We start from the raw sequence: 14,768 nt of genomic DNA on the forward strand, positions 1-14,768 counted from the left end.
TTAGTTTTATTGATCCATCGATTGAAAAAATCTTTTTTACCCGCCGGGAGTTTGTCGATATAAGGAGCGCCAAAGGCAGTCTTAGCCTGGAGTTAACCTTATGAGCACTGGCAAAGAGCAATTGGACGTAGAAGACGACTTCACACCTGTTGAGACCGATGACGCTGAACCGGTGGTTGAAGTGGCGAAGACCAACCTGAGCAAACGCCGCACCATTGACAATCTGCTGGAGGAGCGTCGACTGCAAAAGCAGTTGGCCGATTACGATTTTGACCTTTGACACCTGAAAGCCTCCCGAAACGGAGGCTTTTTACTGGGTGCTGCCCGCCCCCCGATGAACGCCCTTTCATCACGCCTCGTCAATCGCCAGTGCGCTCATACCAGTCCATTACGTTGAGCGAGTTCGATCAGATCAACCAATGAGCGAGCATTGAGCTTCAACAACAGGCGTGTCTTGTAAGTACTGACCGTTTTATTGCTGAGGAACATGCCATCGGCAATCTCCTTGTTTGTCTTTCCTCGAGCCAACTGTTGCAACACCATCATTTCGCGCCCGGACAGGCGATCCACCATATCGGCTTCACTGGCATTCCCGAGACTGGAACGAACGGTATGCAGCGCTTGATTCGGAAAGTAGCTGTAGCCCGAAAGCACGGCCTTTATCGCACTGAGCAATTCAGTGAGATCCTGTTGTTTGCAGACATACCCGGCGGCCCCCGACTGCATGCAACGCATGGAAAAATGTCCGGGGGCCTGAGAGGTCAGGATCAGCACTTTAAGAGGCATCGCTGTTGTGGTCAGACGCGCAATGACTTCCAGCCCGTCCAGCTTCGGTATCCCAATATCCAGAATGACAATATCCGGCATAAGTTCGCGGGCAAGTTGTAACGCATCCACACCGTTATCTGTTTCTGCAATGACTTCGTAGCCATGACGTTCCATCAGCATACGTACCGCAAGACGAATGACGGGGTGATCATCCACGATCAGCACTTTATTCATGGGCAAGTCCAATTTCGCTGTTCGAATTTTTAGAGCCCGCACAATAGCCTAGTCGTTTCATCCGTGGCATGCCGCCCCCCTCGGCCACCCGCAGCGAAAGACATTCCCTACAAACAAGCAGGACATGTCTTACAAAAATCAGACGAATACTGTGTGTCTTAAATTTTATCGCCCCGGCGGCACGGTGCTTTCAAAATTGTTTTTGTATCGATTTACATCAGGAAATCAAAGAAACCAGAGGTTGACCGAAGGATCCGACAGACGCTGACGATTGAGCTACGCTAAAAAACAACCGATATTTTCAGGCGAACATTCACACTCGCTCGTTAAAAATCAAGACGTGACCACTAATCAACTTACAACAACCCTTACACCAGGCAACACTTCAGAAACAGCAATAAACGCCACACTTACCAAAACAACAATAACAAAAATACCCGAGGCGCAAATAATACAGCTACTATGACTCCCGTTAACAAACCCACTAAAAGGACACCACCAAAACAGCAGACCGCCTTCCCGACTCCGACAACTTACCAACACCCGAAACCTCTCCATAAATTGATCGAGAACAGACAATCTTCCATGAGCAAACAACATGAACAAACTCAAAATAAGAATTTCCAACCCCATGACAATCATTGCAATATTTGCAACACTGTCTGAAACTTCGGCTGCTATCTCTCTTCCATTTCTCGACAATAAGGAACGAGAGATCTATATCTGGTTCCTTATCAGCTTTCCCTTTTATTTGCTCTTCCTATTCTTCGCCACACTCAACTTCAACTATCGATCGCTTTACGCGCCCTCTGATTTTGAGAAAGGCAAGCATTTCATCAAGGCCATGACCGATGCCGATCACGCGCAATTCAATACACCCGAGCATTTGATTGAGCACCCCTTACGCTCATCGGTGTTGCTAAAGGATCTGCACATCGTCGATGCACGATGGATGAGCAACAAAATGGACTTCAACACTTTGATGGAAAAGATCCAGCAACCACAGGAAAACCCTGCGCGCGTGATCGTGTTCCTAACCTGTACTGATTCAGAGGCGTTACTGAAGGAAGGCGCACACAAGCATTCGAAACAAACAAAGAAACGCAACAGCACTACGTTCTGGGTTGCCTACAATTTGAGCTCACATGGCATGACGACGATGGCTTGAGCACCAATAGCAGAAGACCGATTGCGACGGGCAGTCGGAGAGTAAAGCAGACGAAAGCTTATTTGTAACAACAACAAGAAAGTTGATACATGATACCCGGCAGGAAAAATCCCTCTTTCAGAAATGTGGCCTTGTCACTGACAAGGCCACATTTCCATTACCGTCGTTGCAGCTTCAAAGATCTCAGAAAAGCTTCCGGCCTTTGTTCGCAGCAATGCGCATGCGCAAGGCGTTGAGCTTGATGAAGCCCGCCGCGTCGGCCTGGTTATAGGCGCCGCCGTCTTCTTCGAAGGTCGCGATGTTGGCATCGAACAACGATTCGTCGGACTTGCGACCGGTGACGATCACATTGCCCTTGTACAGCTTCAGGCGCACAACGCCGTTCACGTGTGCCTGGGACGCATCGATCATCTGCTGCAGCATCAGACGCTCAGGGCTCCACCAGTAACCGGTGTAGATCAGGCTGGCGTATTTAGGCATCAGCTCGTCTTTGAGGTGAGCCACTTCGCGGTCCAGAGTGATCGATTCGATCGCACGGTGAGCGCGCAGCATGATGGTGCCGCCAGGAGTTTCGTAGCAACCACGGGACTTCATGCCCACGTAACGGTTCTCGACGATGTCGAGACGGCCGATACCGTGTTCGCCACCGATACGGTTCAGGGTCGCCAGCACGGTGGCCGGGGTCATTTCGACGCCGTCCAGTGCCACGATGTCGCCGTTGCGGTAGGTCAGTTCCAGGTACTGCGCCTTGTCAGGAGCCTTCTCCGGGGAGACGGTCCATTTCCACATGTCTTCTTCGTGCTCGGTCCAGGTGTCTTCCAGCACGCCGCCTTCATAGGAAATGTGCAGCAGGTTGGCATCCATCGAGTACGGGGACTTTTTCTTGCCGTGACGCTCGATCGGGATACTGTGCTTTTCAGCATAATCCATCAGCTTTTCACGGGAGAGCAGGTCCCATTCGCGCCAAGGGGCGATCACTTTCACGCCAGGCTTCAGTGCGTAGGCGCCCAGTTCGAAACGAACCTGGTCGTTACCCTTGCCGGTGGCGCCGTGGGAAATGGCGTCAGCGCCGGTTTCGTTGGCGATTTCGATCAGGCGTTTGGCGATCAACGGGCGAGCGATGGAAGTACCCAGCAGGTACTCGCCTTCGTAAACGGTGTTGGCGCGGAACATCGGGAAAACGAAATCGCGCACGAATTCTTCGCGCAGATCGTCGATGTAGATCTCTTTCACGCCCATGGCCTGAGCCTTGGCGCGTGCAGGTTCAACCTCTTCGCCCTGACCCAGGTCAGCGGTAAAGGTCACCACTTCACAGTTATAAGTATCCTGCAGCCACTTGAGGATCACCGAAGTGTCCAGGCCGCCGGAATACGCCAGAACGACCTTGTTTACGTCCGCCATGCCATCACTCCACGGGGTTCTACGGAAAGCCGTGAAGTCTACCGGTCATACGGAATAATTTACAGAGGCGCGACAGCTTATGACGACGAAGCGACAGATTCTGTCGAGCGAGCGACGAATTCAGCAAACTCAGGATGTCGCCGAAGAGCTTCCCGGCGTCGTGGTTTGAGGCGCGACTTTCTCGGTCGGTGCCACCCGCTCCAGGCGCACCGCGACCCGGCGATTCTTCGCGCGGTTGGCGGCGCTGGTGTTCGGCGCCACAGGGTAGCGCTCACCGTGGAAACGCAGGGTGATCTGCGATTCCTGGATGCCATTGGCCTTGAAATAGTCCATCACCGCCAACGCCCGGCGGCGTGACAGCTCGCGGTTGGTCAGGCGATTGCCGCTGTTGTCGGAGTGCCCGTCGAGTTCGATGTGATTGACCGTCGGATCCGCTTTCATGAACTCCAGCATCACCTGCAACTGCGCCTTGGCTTGCGAATCAAGATCAACGCCTTCACCCGGGAAACCGATCTCGGACTGTTTGACCTGCTCGAAATTCTTCGGCAGCAGTTTCGCCACGCAACCCTGGTATTCGTTGAAGGCCTTGCTGAACTTGACCGGCAACAGGCGCACTTCAGAGACGCGGCCATCACCAGAGGAATGCCGGATGACCGGACTGCGGCCGTCCATCAACCCGCTGATCAGGCGACCGGCCTGAACTTGCGAACTGTTGAACAACACGTTGCCGCTGCCGATTCTCACCGATCCCAGATTGATGTCGCCACGTCCCGGTTGCCACGGCGCAGCCGCCGCCAGCAGGGTTGCTGAACCGCCACCGATCATCGCGTTGTAGGCTTTCAGACGAAACGTCGCCTGCTCGCCGGCGCGGCGCACGAATTCACCCGAACCGAAATCGGTAATCGGTTGAGTCAGGCGGCATTCGAACTTGTCACCTTCGACCGTCCACTCGATGCTCTCCAGACGTGTCTGGAAAGTGAGCGCCATCGCAGGGAGGCTGGCAAACACACTGAGCAAGGCTAAATAACGCTGGCGCACGGGAGGCTCCACTGGCTTCTACAACAAAAAGACCGACACACATATTTACGGCATACCTGTTGGATATCGGAAGCTTCCTGCAAAACTTGATAGCGAGTGCCTGAGAGAGTCTTTTCCGGTAGCATTCCCCAGAGTTTGACCCGCCTGGAATCCCCTCATGTCCGACCGCCTGACCCTGCTGCGTCCCGACGACTGGCATATTCATCTTCGCGATGGTGCTGTGTTGACCAATACCGTTGCGGATGTCGCGCGCACCTTTGGTCGCGCCATCATCATGCCCAACCTGGTACCTCCGGTGCGTAACGCCGCTGAAGCCGACGGCTATCGCCAGCGGATTCTCGCTGCACGTCCGGCCGGCAGTCGTTTCGAACCGTTGATGGTGCTGTACCTGACAGACCGCACCCAGCCCGACGAAATTCGCGAGGCCAAGGCCAGCGGTTTCGTTTACGCCGCCAAGCTGTACCCGGCCGGCGCGACCACCAACTCGGACTCGGGTGTCACCAGTATCGACAAGATCTTCCCTGCACTTGAGGCCATGGCCGACGTCGGGATGCCCTTGCTGATTCACGGTGAAGTCACCCGCGGCGATGTCGATGTGTTCGACCGCGAAAAAATCTTCATCGATGAGCATATGCGTCGTGTGGTCGAGCGTTTCCCGACGCTCAAAGTGGTGTTTGAACACATCACCACCGCGGACGCCGTGCAGTTCGTCAACGAGGCTTCGGCCAACGTTGGCGCGACCATCACCGTGCATCACCTGCTGTACAACCGCAATCACATGCTGGTGGGCGGGATTCGGCCACACTTCTATTGCCTGCCGATCCTCAAGCGCAACACCCACCAGGAAGCCCTGCTCGACGCCGCCACCAGCGGCAGCAACAAGTTCTTCCTCGGCACCGACTCGGCGCCTCACGCCCAGCACGCCAAAGAAGCGGCCTGCGGCTGTGCCGGTTGCTACACCGCTTATGCGGCGATCGAGATGTACGCCGAAGCCTTTGAACAACGCAACGCGCTGGACAAGCTTGAAGCCTTCGCCAGCCTCAACGGCCCGCGCTTCTATGGCCTGCCGGTGAACACCGATCGCATCACCCTGGTCCGCGATGAGTGGACCGCCCCAACCAGCCTGCCATTTGGCGAGCTGACCGTAATCCCGCTGCGCGCCGGTGAAAAACTGCGCTGGCGCCTGCTGGAGGAACACGCGTGAGTGAAGACCATTTCGACGACGAACAGGACGGTCAAGGCGGCGGAGGTGGTTCGCGCCACCCCATGGCTGAGCGCTTCCGTGGGTACCTGCCAGTTGTTGTCGACGTTGAAACCGGTGGTTTCAACTCTGCCACTGACGCCCTGCTGGAAATCGCCGCGACCACGATCGCCATGGATGAAAAAGGCTTTGTGTATCCCGATCACACCTATTTCTTCCGCGTCGAACCTTTTGAAGGCGCGAACATTGAAGCCGCGGCGCTGGAATTCACCGGGATCAAACTCGATCACCCGCTGCGTATGGCGGTGAGCGAAGAAACGGCCCTGACCGATATCTTCCGTGGTATCCGCAAGGCCCTGAAAGCCAACGGCTGCAAACGGGCAATTCTGGTTGGGCACAACAGCAGCTTTGACCTGGGTTTCCTCAACGCCGCTGTCGCACGCCTGGACATGAAACGTAACCCGTTTCACCCATTCTCCAGTTTCGATACCGCGACCCTCGCTGGCCTGGCTTACGGTCAAACCGTACTGGCCAAGGCTTGCCAGGCGGCGGACATCGACTTCGACGGTCGTGAGGCTCACTCGGCGCGCTACGACACCGAGAAGACGGCCGAGCTGTTCTGCGGCATCGTCAATCGCTGGAAACAAATGGGCGGCTGGGAAGACTTCAACGACTGATCCCGGTCGCTGAATTTCTCCCGACCATAAAAAAACCGGCCTCAGTGGCCGGTTTTTTTATGCCTCGAACGTGCCTTACAGCGCAGCAGCGTTCTCGGTCAGGTAAGCCGCGACGCCTTCGGTCGAAGCAGTCATGCCTTTGTCGCCTTTTTTCCAGTTGGCAGGGCAGACTTCGCCGTGCTCTTCGTGGAATTGCAGCGCGTCGACCAGACGGATCAGCTCTTCCATGTTACGGCCCAGCGGCAGGTCGTTGATGATCTGCGAACGGACAACGCCTTTGTCGTCGATCAGGAACGCGCCACGGAAAGCCACGCCGCCTTCGGACTCAACGTCGTAGGCCTTGGCGATTTCGTGCTTCATGTCGGCAGCCATGGTGTAACGAACCTGGCCGATACCGCCATTGTTCACCGGGGTGTTGCGCCATGCGTTGTGGGTGAAGTGCGAATCGATCGACACCGCGACCACTTCAACGTTGCGCGCCTTGAAGTCAGCCATGCGGTTGTCCAGAGCGATCAGCTCGGACGGGCAAACGAAGGTGAAGTCCAGTGGGTAGAAGAACACCAGGCCGTATTTGCCTTTGATGGCCGAGGACAAGGTGTAGCTGTCAACGATTTCGCCATTGCCGAGGACGGCAGGTACGGTGAAGTCCGGGGCTTGTTTACCTACGAGTACGCTCATTGAATATCTCCTGGTCTATATATCGTGAAGAACTGGGTTCGTGTCAGCCTGCCACCCTCAGGCGACAGCCCTGTGACACGCCCCCCTTCGCAAGGACCGACCATCATACACGGCGTTTTTGGGCTGTCCTCAACGGTTTTTCAACCGCGCGTCAAATTGGTCGTCGCGACAGGTGATGGCAGAAGCCCGGATGAAAACCGTTCGTCAGTCATACTCGCTTATAACGCGAAGCTTTCAGAAAGCACTTTGACAATCATTCTCGTTAACATTAAGATCCATCGCAACTGAGTCACCACCAGCGACGGTTCTTAGCTTATGTATGTCTGCCTCTGCACTGGCGTCACCGACGGTCAAATCCGCGATGCAATCTATGAAGGTTGCTGCAGCTACAAAGAAGTCCGCCAGGCCACTGGCGTAGCCAGCCAATGCGGTAAATGCGCCTGCCTTGCCAAGGAAGTGGTGCGTGAAACCCTGACCAAATTGCAATCGGCCCAGGCTGCGATTCCTTTCCCTGTAGAATTTACTGCCGCGTAACTACCCTATTCCAAAGAACCGGACTTGATGTCCGGTTTTTTTATGTCTGAAAATCAACTGCTTACGCTCTAGACGCGGAACACAAACATTCTTATTCCGATTAATTTTCATTTAAGTTTCAATAACTTAGGTTTGACACTCTTAGTTGTGCGGCTCAAACTCCGCCTTATTGACAGCTAATACAGGGCAGGACCCCATCATGAAAGGCGACATTACAGTCATCCAGCATCTCAACAAGATCCTTGCCAATGAGCTGGTCGCGATCAATCAATATTTTCTGCATGCGCGCATGTACGAAGATTGGGGTCTGAACAAGCTCGGCAAGCACGAATACCACGAATCCATCGACGAGATGAAACACGCGGACAAGCTGATCAAGCGCATCCTGTTCCTCGAAGGCCTGCCGAACGTCCAGGACCTGGGCAAGCTGCAGATCGGCGAACACACCCAGGAGATGCTCGAATGCGACCTGCGTATTGAGAAAACTGGTCATGCCGACCTCAAGGTTGCCATCGCTCATTGCGAAACCGTGGGTGACTTCGGTAGCCGTGAATTGCTCGAAGATATCCTTGAGTCCGAAGAAGAACACATCGACTGGCTGGAAACTCAACTGGGCCTGATCGATAAAATCGGTCTTGAGAACTATCTGCAATCGCAGATGGGCGAAGAGTAAGTTAGCGCCCGCTAAACTCGAGACAATAAAAAGCCCCGCACTCTTTTATAGAGGCGGGGCTTTTTAATGCCCTTTGTCTCGTCCTGAACAAGGTTTGCACCTGTTTCAGGACGAAACATCTGCAGGAGCGAAGCTTGCTCGCGAAAGCGGTAGTCCAGTCAACTTATGTGCTGAATGTTGTACCGCTTTCGCGAGCAAGCTTCGCGCCTACAGGTACCGGGTCAGGCTTCGGTCTTGTTCGCAGCAGCCGCTTCAACGGCAGCCTTGATCGTGGCCTGCAGCGAACCATCAGCCGACATTTCAGTCATGATGTCGCTACCGCCGACCAGCTCACCACCGACCCACAGTTGCGGGAAGGTTGGCCAGTTGGCGTATTTTGGCAGGTTGGCGCGGATTTCCGGGTTCTGCAGGATGTCCACGTAAGCAAACTTTTCACCACATGCCATCACGGCCTGCGCGGCTTTCGCGGAGAAGCCACACTGCGGGGCATTCGGCGAACCTTTCATGTAAAGCAGAATGGTGTTGTTAGCAATCTGCTCTTTAATCGTTTCGATGATATCCATGGAGCACCTCGGCTGAACTTTCCGACTCAGAGGTCGGCACGGTGGCGCATTGTAACGGAAACCCGAGCGCCATGCTCGGTCTCCCCGACAGACACAATCAAGCCGCCGCCACTGTCACCGGAACACCGTTCAACGCAGCATTCCCCGACAACTCGTCGAGCTGACATTCATCGGTCAGGTCGTTGGCGCTGGAGCCCGGTTGACTACTGGCGATCGTCATCTGCACGCCGGGCCGTGCATGCCCCCAACCGTGAGGAAGGCTGACCACGCCTTTCATCATGTCCAGGCTGGCGAGCACTTCCACTTCGATCACACCGACCCGCGAACTGACCCGCACGCGCTGCCCGTCACCGAGTCCACGACTGGCCAGGTCATCCGGGTGCATCAACAATTGATGGCGCGGCTTGCCCTTCACCAGACGGTGATAGTTGTGCATCCACGAGTTGTTGCTGCGCACATGGCGACGACCAATCATCAGCAATTCGTCGGCAGCCGGTGCTTGCAGCGCGGCGAAACGGGCAAGGTCAGCGAGAATCGCAGCCGGCGCGGCCTGGACTCGCTGGTTGGCGGTTTTCAGGCGTGGCGCCAGGTTCGATTTGAGCGCGCCCAGATCGACGCCGTGCGGGTGATCGAACAGCGTCGCCAACGAAAGCTTGTGCGCCGAGGCATCGCCATAAAGCCCCATCCGCAGCCCACGATCGATCATCTGCGCCGGTGCAATGGTCGGTTTCAGCTCCTTGCCGGTCTTCGCCGCAAAAGCCTGGGCCAGGCCGACAAAGATCTCCCAGTCATGCAATGCACCTTCGGGCTTGCCCAGGATCGCCCGGTTGAAACGGGTGACGTTGCGCACAGCGAACATGTTGAACGTGGTGTCGTAGTGATCGTTTTCCAGTGCGGAAGTCGACGGCAGGATCAGGTCGGCATAGCGCGTGGTTTCATTGATGTACAGGTCGATGCTGACCATGAACTCCAGACCGTCCAGCGCCTGTTCCAGTTGCCGGCCATTGGGTGTGGACAGCACCGGATTGCCGGCCACGGTGATCAGCGCACGAACCTGCCCTTCCCCGCCCGTCAGCATCTCTTCCGCCAGGGCCGACACCGGCAACTCACCGCCGTACTCGGGACGCCCGGACACCCGGCTCTGCCACAGATTGAAATGCCCACCCGACGTCGAAGCCACCAGATCCACCGCAGGTTCAGTGCACAAGGCACCGCCGACGCGGTCGAGGTTGCCGGTGACCAGGTTGATCAGTTGCACCAGCCAATGACACAGCGTGCCGAAGGCTTGGGTCGAGACGCCCATCCGGCCATAGCAGACCGCTGTCGGCGCCGCCGCGAAATCCCGGGCCAACTGACGAATCTGTTCTGCCGGCACCGCGCACAAGGGGCTCATCGTGTCGGCAGTGAATGTGCTGATCGCCTGACGGACTTCATCCAGACCGTCGACCGGCAAATGGCTGTCGCGAGTCAGACCTTCTGCGAACAAGGTATTGAGCAACCCGAACAACAGCGCCGCATCGCCACCGGGGCGCACGAACAGATGCTGATCGGCTATCGCTGCCGTTTCGCTGCGGCGCGGATCGACCACCACCACTTTGCCGCCCCTGGCCTGAATCGCCTTCAGACGCTTCTCCACATCCGGCACGGTCATGATGCTGCCGTTGGAGGCCAGGGGATTGCCCCCGAGGATCAACATGAAATCGGTGTGGTCGATGTCCGGAATCGGCAGCAGCAAGCCATGGCCGTACATCAAATGGCTGGTCAAGTGATGAGGCAACTGATCGACCGAGGTCGCGGAAAACCGGTTGCGGGTTTTCAGCAGGCCCAGGAAATAATTGCTGTGGGTCATCAAGCCATAGTTGTGCACGCTGGGGTTGCCTTGATAAACCGCCACCGCATTCTGCCCGTGATGCTCCTGAATCGCCGCCAGGCGTTCGGCGACCAGGCTGAAAGCGTCTTGCCACTCGATAGGCTGCCATTCGCTGCCCACTCGCAACATCGGCTGACGCAGGCGATCCGGATCGTTCTGAATGTCTTGCAGGGCAACCGCCTTGGGGCAGATGTGCCCACGACTGAACGTATCCAGCGGGTCACCCTTGATTGAGGTGATCTGCACGCCATTGCCTTCGACCTCGGAGGTCTCGATGGTCAGGCCGCAGATGGCTTCACACAGGTGGCAGGCACGGTGATGGAGAGTCTTGGTCATGGCCAGTCTCTGTTTTGTTCTGGGCGGGCAATATCAGCCGCGGGAACAAAACTATGGCGCCTGACCCGCGACTGCGCCAGCGACGTTCGTCTTGTGAATCGACGACCATCAGGCTAGCCGATGGCCGTGCACGATCAATTCGGCGGCAACCTGGGCGGCGGCGCCTGCAACTGGATCTCCTGAATGGTTTCGATCTGTTCCTGGGCGATATGTACGCCGGTGAGCTCGCCGATCAGTCGCCAGTGTTCGTCGAGCCCGGTACTAATGGTTGCCATGCGATCGATCATGCGTCGACCGGCCGCTTTGGTCACTTCGTCTTCACTGCGCATCAATTCGAAGGACATCGACGTCATGGAAGCGGTGAGGTGGGTCAAGGAGCGGGCCGTGAGGCCGAGTAAATCCATTAAAAGCTGTTCTTTCGATTCCATTCCGAAGGCTTCCTGCGTCACTCGTGAGTTAGTTATAACCCAGCACTTTGTATTAGCAAACGTTTCATCCAGAACACGGTGACAACCGGTGCCTTGAACAACAGACAAGACACGAAACGACCTCGTCAAAACCTGCGTTCGACCACACAGACAGGCTCACTGAGGCTGAGAAATCTTCGACGCCTTCTTTTTGAGCGGTGAGGCCAAGGCCGTCCAGATTCCGCCGACCGCCAGCCAAAGCATCACGCCGGACCCGATCAGGATGATAGCTTTCTGGTTTGCCAGGATGCCCAGCTGATGAGGCTCGGCTTGATAGACCTGCAACGCGATATCAATGACGCTCACCACTGTGAACCACGCGACCACCAGGGCAGCTCCATGCTTCAGGTCCGGCGTTGATCGCGCGAGTAGCGAAGCTCCCAGGTAGATTCCAATTGCGACCAATCCTCCCACTACCAAAAACTGGGTCGAATCAATCTGCAATCGCGTCATCCCTGAAATTCTTCACGCCGATAAAAGCGCCGACGATGGCGCCCACCACTGCGCTCGGAACGCCTGGATAAATCGTGCTTGCGATAATCGCGAAGCCCATGACCGTAGAAATGACAGCCATATCGAAGGCCGGCGAAACACGACGAAGGCGCGTCAGACCAGTGTGTCCGGGTTTATTGATCGCCATACAGCGCTCCCTCCCTGGGAGTGTTTGACTTTACGCAGTCGAGAATCCGCAATGAGGCGGATAATACCTGAGCGCAATCCGAAACCCGGCACCTGAAAACGTAACAGCAAACAACTCCGCGAGCTTGTAAGGGGCCCGGAGGGCGCTGTTCAGCGGGTCTTCCATTCTTCGCCGGATATCGAGCCAGATCACGGCAGTTATTGCAATCGAGCTTCGGCACCGTGTACAAATGCTGCTCACAAACTCGCAACGCGGATCGCGTTGTATCGCTTGAAACATGTTGGAAACCGTAAAAAAAGCCTCCTATTGGAAAAACGCGACATTTAATGTCAATATCGCGCCTCCCCCTATTTCGTCGCCCCGTGCGGCTTACGCCGCAGGTCTCGCCCGTTTTTCAGTTAAACAAGGCTTTGAGTATCTGCGGTCTGTTGCAAAAAGGTAGTCAATGATGAGCGCAAGGCACTTTCTCTCCCTGATGGATTGCACGCCCGAAGAGCTGGTCAGCGTGATCCGTCGAGGCGTTGAGCTCAAAGACCTGCGTAACCGCGGCGTACTGTTCGAGCCTCTGAAAAACCGCGTGCTCGGGATGATTTTCGAGAAGTCCTCGACCCGTACCCGTATTTCGTTCGAAGCCGGCATGATCCAGCTCGGCGGCCAGGCCATCTTCCTGTCGCCGCGCGACACGCAACTGGGCCGTGGCGAGCCGATCGGCGACTGCGCCATCGTGATGTCGAGCATGCTCGACGCCGTGATGATCCGCACCTTTGCCCACAGCACCCTGACCGAATTCGCCGCCAATTCCCGCGTTCCCGTGATCAACGGCCTGTCCGATGACCTGCATCCGTGCCAGTTGCTGGCCGACATGCAGACGTTCCTCGAACATCGCGGCTCGATTCAGGGTAAGACCGTGGCCTGGATCGGCGACGGCAACAACATGTGCAACAGCTATATAGAAGCGGCGATCCAGTTCGACTTCCAGTTGCGCATCGCCTGCCCTGAAGGGTTTGAACCCAACCCGCAGTTCGTGGCCATGGCCGGCGATCGCGTGACCATCGTCCGCGATCCGAAGGATGCCGTGCGCGGCGCCCACCTGGTGAGCACCGATGTCTGGACCTCCATGGGCCAGGAAGAAGAAACCGCCAAGCGCCTGAAGCTGTTCGCGCCGTTCCAGGTGACTCGCGCCCTGCTCGACCTGGCGGCCGAGGATGTGCTGTTCATGCACTGCCTGCCGGCCCACCGCGGCGAGGAAATCAGCCTCGACGTGCTCGATGACAAGCGCTCGGTCGCCTGGGACCAGGCGGAAAACCGCCTTCACGCACAAAAGGCCCTGCTCGAGTTCCTCGTCGAGCCGGCGTATCACCACGCATGAGCCCTCCATTACTGCTTAACCTGCGCAACCTCGCCTGCGGCTATCAAGACCAGCGCGTCGTGCAGAACCTCAACTTGCATTTGAATGCCGGTGACATCGGTTGCCTGTTGGGCTCCTCGGGCTGCGGCAAGACCACCACGCTACGGGCGATTGCCGGTTTCGAACCGGTGCAGGAAGGTGAAATAACCCTCGCAGGCGAGACCATCTCCCGCGCCGGCTTCACCCTTGCCCCGGAGAAACGCCGGATCGGCATGGTGTTCCAGGACTACGCGCTGTTTCCGCATTTGAGCGTGGCCGAGAACATCGCCTTCGGGATCCGCAAGCACCCGCAAAAGGATCGTGTCACCGAAGAGTTGCTGGAGCTGGTCAACCTGAAAAACCTCGGCAAGCGCTTTCCGCACGAGTTGTCCGGTGGTCAGCAGCAGCGTGTCGCACTGGCCCGCGCACTGGCACCGGAACCGCAATTGCTGTTGCTCGACGAACCATTCTCCAACCTCGATGGCGAACTGCGACGCAAGCTCAGCCATGAGGTGCGCGACATTCTCAAGGCCCGTGGCACCAGCGCGATTCTGGTGACCCACGACCAGGAAGAAGCCTTCGCGGTGAGCGATCATGTCGGGGTGTTCAAGGAAGGTCGGCTGGAACAATGGGACACGCCCTACAACCTGTACCACGAGCCACTGACGCCGTTTGTGGCCAGCTTCATTGGCCAGGGTTATTTCATTCGCGGCCAGCTGAGCAGCCCCGAGTCGGTGCAGACCGAATTGGGTGAGTTGCGCGGCAATCGGGCCTACACCTGGCCCGTGGGCGGTGCGGTGGATGTGTTGCTGCGTCCGGACGATATCGTTTATGCACCCGACAGCGGCTTAAAGGCGCGGATTGTCGGCAAGTCGTTCCAGGGGGCCTCGACGTTGTACCGTTTGCAGCTGCCGACCGGGGCGCAACTGGAGTCGATTTTCCCGAGCCATGCCGATCATCAAGTCGGTGCCGAAGTGGGTATTCGAGTCGCGGCTGAACACCTGGTGCTGTTCCAGGCATCGGGCAGCACGGCTGCGCAGATTCCGGTGGTAGAGTCCGGTGTCCGGCGCTACAGCACCGCCAGCTAATACACACGGACAAAAAATGTGGGAGCGTGGCTGCTCACTCCCACA

Annotated in this window: 17 protein-coding genes; 8 read left to right on the forward strand and 9 right to left on the reverse strand. The window is 56.7% G+C overall.

Translation table 11 applies throughout. The features are described 5' to 3' along the window. The first annotated feature begins 100 nt into the window (after positions 1 to 100). Entirely contained in the window at positions 101 to 280 is a 180-nt protein-coding gene (locus FHL16_RS27760; RefSeq protein WP_010457665.1) for a PA3496 family putative envelope integrity protein, read from the forward strand. Positions 281 to 375: 95 nt separating this feature from the next. Here FHL16_RS27760 and FHL16_RS27765 read toward each other — a convergent pair whose 3' ends face one another. Then, a complete protein-coding gene (locus FHL16_RS27765) occupies positions 376 to 1,002 on the reverse strand; it encodes a response regulator transcription factor (RefSeq protein WP_010457667.1) in 627 nt (208 codons plus the stop codon). A 598-nt stretch (positions 1,003 to 1,600) separates the two neighbouring features. Between FHL16_RS27765 and FHL16_RS27770 the strand changes: the two genes are divergently transcribed. Further along, complete coding sequence (locus FHL16_RS27770; RefSeq protein ID WP_077749893.1) at positions 1,601 to 2,170, forward strand: hypothetical protein; 570 nt, start codon at positions 1,601 to 1,603, stop codon at positions 2,168 to 2,170. Positions 2,171 to 2,353: 183 nt separating this feature from the next. Here FHL16_RS27770 and FHL16_RS27775 read toward each other — a convergent pair whose 3' ends face one another. Both FHL16_RS27775 and FHL16_RS27780 read right to left on the reverse strand, forming a co-directional pair. Then, positions 2,354 to 3,571: an argininosuccinate synthase gene (locus FHL16_RS27775; protein ID WP_077749894.1), complete on the reverse strand. Its 1,218-nt coding sequence runs from the start codon at positions 3,569 to 3,571 to the stop codon at positions 2,354 to 2,356. 129 nt (positions 3,572 to 3,700) lie between these two features. Beyond that, complete coding sequence (locus tag FHL16_RS27780; protein ID WP_077749895.1) at positions 3,701 to 4,609, reverse strand: flagellar protein MotY; 909 nt, start codon at positions 4,607 to 4,609, stop codon at positions 3,701 to 3,703. 157 nt (positions 4,610 to 4,766) lie between these two features. Between FHL16_RS27780 and pyrC the strand changes: the two genes are divergently transcribed. Together pyrC and rnt are read left to right on the forward strand one after the other, a co-directional pair. Continuing rightward, positions 4,767 to 5,813, forward strand: coding sequence for a dihydroorotase (gene pyrC / locus FHL16_RS27785; protein ID WP_010457678.1), 1,047 nt, complete (start codon positions 4,767 to 4,769; stop codon positions 5,811 to 5,813). Further along, complete coding sequence (gene rnt, locus FHL16_RS27790) at positions 5,810 to 6,487, forward strand: ribonuclease T (protein WP_008155580.1); 678 nt, start codon at positions 5,810 to 5,812, stop codon at positions 6,485 to 6,487. Before pyrC ends, rnt begins: the two co-directional genes overlap by 4 nt. A gap of 75 nt (positions 6,488 to 6,562) precedes the next feature. On the opposite strand, the gene FHL16_RS27795 is transcribed toward rnt, so the two are convergent. Further along, complete coding sequence (locus tag FHL16_RS27795; RefSeq protein ID WP_010457682.1) at positions 6,563 to 7,165, reverse strand: peroxiredoxin; 603 nt, start codon at positions 7,163 to 7,165, stop codon at positions 6,563 to 6,565. A 315-nt stretch (positions 7,166 to 7,480) separates the two neighbouring features. Between FHL16_RS27795 and FHL16_RS27800 the strand changes: the two genes are divergently transcribed. Together FHL16_RS27800 and bfr are read left to right on the forward strand one after the other, a co-directional pair. Beyond that, complete coding sequence (locus FHL16_RS27800; RefSeq protein ID WP_007943567.1) at positions 7,481 to 7,699, forward strand: bacterioferritin-associated ferredoxin; 219 nt, start codon at positions 7,481 to 7,483, stop codon at positions 7,697 to 7,699. A 199-nt stretch (positions 7,700 to 7,898) separates the two neighbouring features. Next, a complete protein-coding gene (bfr, locus tag FHL16_RS27805) occupies positions 7,899 to 8,372 on the forward strand; it encodes a bacterioferritin (protein WP_010457685.1) in 474 nt (157 codons plus the stop codon). A 221-nt stretch (positions 8,373 to 8,593) separates the two neighbouring features. On the opposite strand, the gene grxD is transcribed toward bfr, so the two are convergent. The 5 genes from grxD to FHL16_RS27830 form a co-directional block, all read right to left on the reverse strand. Then, positions 8,594 to 8,935: a Grx4 family monothiol glutaredoxin gene (gene grxD, locus FHL16_RS27810; protein ID WP_010457686.1), complete on the reverse strand. Its 342-nt coding sequence runs from the start codon at positions 8,933 to 8,935 to the stop codon at positions 8,594 to 8,596. Between the two features lie 97 nt (positions 8,936 to 9,032). Then, positions 9,033 to 11,141, reverse strand: coding sequence for a molybdopterin oxidoreductase family protein (locus FHL16_RS27815; RefSeq protein WP_077749896.1), 2,109 nt, complete (start codon positions 11,139 to 11,141; stop codon positions 9,033 to 9,035). 134 nt (positions 11,142 to 11,275) lie between these two features. Continuing rightward, on the reverse strand, positions 11,276 to 11,569 hold the full coding sequence (locus tag FHL16_RS27820; RefSeq protein WP_077749897.1) for a hypothetical protein: 294 nt from the start codon (positions 11,567 to 11,569) through the stop codon (positions 11,276 to 11,278). 156 nt (positions 11,570 to 11,725) lie between these two features. After that, the gene (locus FHL16_RS27825) at positions 11,726 to 12,061 is read right to left on the reverse strand and encodes a hypothetical protein (RefSeq protein WP_138739082.1); all 336 of its coding nucleotides are present in this window, start codon (positions 12,059 to 12,061) and stop codon (positions 11,726 to 11,728) included. Further along, positions 12,042 to 12,248, reverse strand: a complete 207-nt coding sequence (locus FHL16_RS27830; protein WP_010457690.1) for a hypothetical protein — start codon at positions 12,246 to 12,248, stop codon at positions 12,042 to 12,044. The genes FHL16_RS27825 and FHL16_RS27830 overlap by 20 nt, the downstream gene beginning before the upstream one ends. Before the next feature lie 448 nt (positions 12,249 to 12,696). Between FHL16_RS27830 and argF the strand changes: the two genes are divergently transcribed. Together argF and FHL16_RS27840 are read left to right on the forward strand one after the other, a co-directional pair. After that, on the forward strand, positions 12,697 to 13,617 hold the full coding sequence (gene argF / locus FHL16_RS27835) for an ornithine carbamoyltransferase (protein WP_010457691.1): 921 nt from the start codon (positions 12,697 to 12,699) through the stop codon (positions 13,615 to 13,617). Next, a complete protein-coding gene (locus tag FHL16_RS27840) occupies positions 13,614 to 14,723 on the forward strand; it encodes an ABC transporter ATP-binding protein (protein WP_010457692.1) in 1,110 nt (369 codons plus the stop codon). Before argF ends, FHL16_RS27840 begins: the two co-directional genes overlap by 4 nt. The last annotated feature ends 45 nt before the right edge of the window (positions 14,724 to 14,768 follow it).

The sequence above is a fragment of the Pseudomonas sp. FSL W5-0299 genome (assembly GCF_005930655.1).
Classification (GTDB): domain Bacteria; phylum Pseudomonadota; class Gammaproteobacteria; order Pseudomonadales; family Pseudomonadaceae; genus Aquipseudomonas; species Aquipseudomonas mandelii.